Origin of the sequence: Kitasatospora sp. NPDC056184, assembly GCF_042268405.1 — a bacterium.
Lineage (GTDB): Bacteria > Actinomycetota > Actinomycetes > Streptomycetales > Streptomycetaceae > Kitasatospora.
Genome location: NZ_JBHJUI010000055.1, coordinates 1 through 5,280, shown reverse-complemented (window position 1 = coordinate 5,280; position 5,280 = coordinate 1). Strand labels below are relative to the sequence as shown.

2 protein-coding genes are annotated in these 5,280 nt (G+C 75.1%); both read right to left on the bottom strand.

The annotated features are described in order from the left end of the window. Positions 1-3,703: amino acid adenylation domain-containing protein (locus ACFC0B_RS40745; protein WP_376098540.1), on the bottom strand; the 3,703-nt coding region annotated here is incomplete at its 3' end. After that, the coding region (locus tag ACFC0B_RS40740) for an amino acid adenylation domain-containing protein (protein ID WP_376098538.1) at positions 3,700-5,280 on the bottom strand (1,581 nt) is incomplete at its 5' end. The genes ACFC0B_RS40745 and ACFC0B_RS40740, both read right to left, overlap by 4 nt.

Genomic DNA, 5,280 nt, shown 5'->3' with positions numbered 1-5,280 from the left:
GCCCCAACTCCGAACCCTCACCCTCCGCCAGCAGCTCCCGCTGCCAGAGCGCGAAATCCGCGTACTGCACCGGCAGCGCCTCCCACCGCGGCGCCCCACCACCCACCCGCGCACCGAACGCCACCGCCACGTCCCGCACCAGCACCGGGACCGACCAGGCGCCGTCACCGGCGATGTGGTGCATGACCAGGACCAGCACGTGCTCGGTCGGGCCGACCCGCAGCAGCGCGGCCCGCAGGGGGATCTCGCCCCGCAGGTCGAAGGGCCGGCGGACCACGGCGGCCGTGGCCGCCGTCACCTCGTCCGAGGCCACCTCGGTCACCGGCAGGTCCGGTTCGACGGAGTCCAGGATCCGCTGGTGCGGGCCCTCGGCGTCCTCGGCGAAGACGGTGCGCAGGCTCTCGTGCCGCGCCACCACATCGGCCAGCGCCGCCCGCAGCGCGGCCACGTCCAGCGCACCGTCCAGCCGCAGGGCGACCGGGACGTGGTAGGCGGGATTGGGGCCCTCCAGCCGGTCGATGATCCACAGCCGCTGCTGGGCGAAGGAGAGCGGGACGCGGTCGGGGCGCGGTCCGGCGGTGATCCGGGTCCGGCCCCCGCCGGCGGCGTCCATGGCGGCCGCCAGGCGCTCGACCGTGGGCGCCTCGAACAACGCGCTGATCGGAAGCTCCACGGCGAACTCGTCGCGGATCCGGGAGATCAGCCGCATGGCGAGCAGCGAGTGCCCGCCGACCGCGAAGAAGTCGTCGTCGATGCCGACGGCCGGCAGCCGCAGCACCTCCGCGAACACCGCGGCGAGCGACTCCTCGCGCGGGGTGCGGGGCGCGCGGAACTCGGTGGCGGTCAGGTCCGGGGCGGGCAGGGCCCGGCGGTCCAGCTTGCCGTTGGCGGTCAGCGGGAAGGCGTCCACCCGGACGAAGGCGGCCGGGACCATGTACTCCGGCAGCTGCTCGGCCGCCCGGCGGCGCAGCGCGTCGACGTCGGCCAGCGCGTCGTCCAGGTACGCGACCAGGCGGCGCTCACCGCGTTCGTCGGTGTGCACGGTGACGACCGCGCGGCCCTGGTCCAGGTACCGGGTGAGCACGGCCTCCACCTCGCCGAGCTCGATCCGGAAGCCCCTCAGCTTGACCTGGTCGTCGACCCGGGCGAGGTGTTCCAGCTCGCCGCCGGCGGTCCACCGGGCGAGGTCGCCCGTGCGGTACATCCGCGCGCCGGGGGCGCCGAACGGGTCGGCGACGAAGCGCTCCGCGGTGAGCCCGGGACGGCCGTGGTAGCCGCTGGTGACGCCGTGCCCGGCCAGGTAGAGCTCACCGGGCACGCCGGGCGGCACCGGCCGCAGGCCGGCGTCCAGGACCAGGGCACGGGTGTTGGCGATCGGTGCGCCGATCAGCGGCGCGGTGCCGGGCGCGACCCGCCAGGCGGTGGACCAGACGGTGGTCTCGGTCGGCCCGTACACGTTGAGCACCGCCTCGGCCGAGCGGCCCAGCCGCTCGGCGAGGTCGCGCGGCAGCGCCTCGCCACCGACCAGCACGGTCAGGCCGTCCGCCGCGTCCGGCACCTCCTCCAGCACGGCCTGCCAGAGCGACGGGGTGGCCTGCACCACCGTGGCGCCGCGCATCTCGCCGGCCAGCCGCCGCGGGTCGCGGACCAGCTCACGCGGGGCGAGCACGGTGGTGGCGCCGCAGAACAGCGGCAGGAACAGCTCCAGGGCGGCGATGTCGAAGCCGACCGTGGTGACCGCGAGCAGGCGGTCTCCCGGGCCCAGCGGCACGAGCTCGCGGAAGCCGGTCAGCATGTTGTCCAGGGCGGCGCGCGGAACCACCACGCCCTTGGGGCGGCCGGTGGAGCCCGAGGTGTAGATCAGGTACGCGGCGCGCCGGCCGTCCGGCGCCGGCAGTGCCGCGGCCGGGGCGTCCACGGCCGGACCGTCCGCCTCGGGGGCGAGGACGGGCAGGCCGCTCGGCGCGGTGAAGCCGGGCCCGGCGACGGCGAGCACCGGGGCGCAGTCGGCGAGCATGTGGGCGATCCGGTCGGCCGGGTACTCGGTGTCGAGCGGCAGGTAGGCGGCACCGGTGCGCAGCACCGCGAGCAGGGTGACCGGCAGCTCGGCGCCGCGGGGCAGGGCGACCGCCACCACCCGGCCGGGGCCGGCGCCGGCGGCCGCCAGCCGGAGGGCGAGCCGGGTCGAGCGCTCGGCCAGCTCCCGGTAGGTCAGGGTGTCGGCCCCGGCGGCCAGCGCGGGCGCGTCGGGGGTCTCGCGCACCCAGCGGTCGAAGGCGGCGAGCAGGTCCTCCGGCACCTCCCGGTCGGTGAGGTTCCACCGCTCCAGGACGTTCCGGCGCTCCTCGTCGAGCACCACGTCGATCTGTCCGACGGGTATCCCGGGCCGGGTCGCGAAGGCGGCGAGGACGCGGTGGAAGCGCTCCACGAGCAGGGCGGCGGTCGCGGGGTCGAAGAGGTCGTCGGCCACCGTGAGGGCGCCGCCCAGCCCGTCCGGGCGCTGCCTCGCGTCACCGCGCTCCTCGATGCTGAAGGAGAGGTCGAAGCGGGCGAAGCCGCTCTCGGCCGAGTAGCCGGCGACCCGCAGCCCGGGCAGGTCCGCCGCCGCCTCGCCGACGTCCCGCCGGTCGAGGCTGTTCCAGGTCAGCAGGGTCTGGAAGAGCGGGTTGCGGGCCATCGAGCGGGTCGGGTTGAGCTCCTCCACCAGGCGTTCGAACGGCAGGTCCTGGTGCTCCTGGGCCGCCAGCACGAGGTCCCGGCCACGGGCGACCAGTTCCTCGGCGCTCGGACCGCCGGACAGGTCGTTGCGCAGCACCAGGGTGTTGACGAACAGCCCGACCAGACCCTCCAGCGCCTGGTCGGCCCGGCCGCCGACCGGGGTGCCGACGGGGATGTCGTCCCCTGCGCCGAGCCGGTGCAGCAGGGTGGCGACGGCGGCCTGGACCACGGTGAACAGGCTGGTCCGGTGGCGGCGGGCGAGCGCCTCCAGACCCTCGCGGACCGGCTGGGGCACGTCGATCGGCACGGTCGTGCCCCGGTGCGAGGAGGTGGCCGGGCGCGGTCGGTCGGTCGGCAGCGACAGTTCCTCGGGCGAGCCGTCGAGCACGGTCGTCCAGTACTTCAGCTGGCGGGAGACGAAGCTGTCCGGGTCGTCCTCGCTGCCGAGCAGGTCGCGCTGCCAGAGCGCGTAGTCGGCGTACTGGACGGGCAGCGGCTCCGCGGTGGGAGCCTGCCCGCGGGCCCGACCGGTGTACGCGGCCAGCAGGTCGCGCACCAGGACCGGCCGGGACCAGCCATCGCCGTTGACGTGGTGCTGGAGCAGCAGCAGGACGTGCTCCTGCTCGCCGAGCTCGAACAGGGTGACTCTCAGCTGGGGTTCGGCCCGCAGGTCGAAGGCGTAGCGCTGGGCCTCGGCCACCAGGGCGGGCAGCTGCTCCTCGGTGGCCCGCACCGTGAGCGGCTCGGGCACGGCGGTCGGGGGCAGGATGATCTGCTCCGCGGCCTCCCCGTCCCCGGCGACCGGGGCGAAGACGGTGCGCAGGGTCTCGTGCCGTTCCACCAGGTCGGCCAGCGCCGCCCGCAGCGCGGAGCGGTCCAGGGTCCCGGTGAGCCGGAGCACGGTCGGGATGTTCCACACCGGCGAGGGGCCGTCGAGCTGGTGGAGGAACCAGAACCGCTGCTGGGCGAAGGACAAGGGGATCATCGGGCGTTCCTCCTGCGCAGAACCGGGCGGGCCGGGGCCGCGGCGCGGTCGGCGTCGTCGAGATGGGCGTCGAGCTGGGCCACCGTCGGGTGGCTGAAGAGGGCGCGGACGCTGAGGTCGAGGCCGAGCCGCTCCCTGACCCGGCCGACGATCCGGCCGGCGAGCATGGAGTGGCCACCGAGGTCGAAGAAGTCGTCGTCGATGCCGACCTGTTCGAGACCGAGGACCTCGGCGAACAGCGCGCAGAGCACCTCCTCGCGCTCGGTGCGCGGGCCCCGGCCGCCGCCTCCGGCGACCACCGGCGCGGGCAGCGCCCGCCGGTCGACCTTCCCCGAGCCCGTCAACGGGACGGACTCCAGCCCGACCACCACCCCCGGCACCATGTAGTCCGGCAGCGAGCCCGCCAGGAAGGGCCTCAGGTCCGCGATGTCGGTACCCGGGCGCACGACCACGTACCCGACCAGCCTGCGGTCACCCGGCACGTCCTCACGGACGGCCGCGACGGCCCGCTCCACACCCGGATGCGCGAGCAGCGCGGACTCCACCTCCCCCAGCTCGATCCGGAAACCACGCACCTTGACCTGGTCGTCGACCCGCCCCAGGTAGTCCAGCCGGCCGTCCGCACGCCACCGCACCAGGTCACCCGTGCGGTACATCCGGGCCCCCGCCGGACCGAACGGATCGGCGGTGAACCGCTGCGCCGTCAACCCCGGCCGCGCGTGGTACCCGCGCGCCACACCGGCACCGGCCACGTACAGCTCACCCGGCACCCCCACCGGAACCGGACGCAACCCGCCGTCCAGCACGTACACCGAGGTGTTCGCCACCGCGGTGCCGAGATCCGGCAGCCGGCCGGCCCGGACGGGAGAGCTGGTGGACCAGACCGTGGTCTCGGTCGGACCGTACATGTTGCGCACCGACTCCGCCGTGCCGGCCAGCGCGTCGGCGAGGTCAGGCGGCAGCGCCTCGCCGCCGACCAGCGCCCGCACCCCCTGGGCGGCGGTGGCGTCGGCGTCCAGCAGCGAGCGCCAGAGCCCGGGGGTGGCCTGCATCATCAGGACGCCGGGCCGTTCACGTCGGGTGCGCAGCAGCGCGGCGAGCGCGCCCGGCTCCCGGACCAGCTCCGGCGGTACCACCACGGTGGTGGCGCCGGTGACCAGCGGCAGGAACAGCTCCAGTACGGCGATGTCGAAGGCGACCGTGGTGACGGCGACGACCCGGTCGCCCGCGCCGAGGTCACAGCGACCGGCCATGTCGTGCAGGAAGTTGGCCACCGCCTCGCGGGTCACGACGACGCCCTTGGGACGGCCGGTGGAACCCGAGGTGTAGATCATGTACGCCGCACCGGAACCCGGCACCTCGACCGTCGCGTCCCCCACCGGCCCACCCGACAGATCCACCTCGTCCAGATACAACCGGGCCACATCCACCGCCGCCGCCGGATCCGCCGCACGATCCGTCAGCACCAGCACCGGAGCCGCATCCTCCAGAACGAAACCGATCCGCCCCACCGGATGCGCCGGATCCACCGGCACATAAGCCGCACCCACCCGCGCCACCGCCAACAACGCCACCAC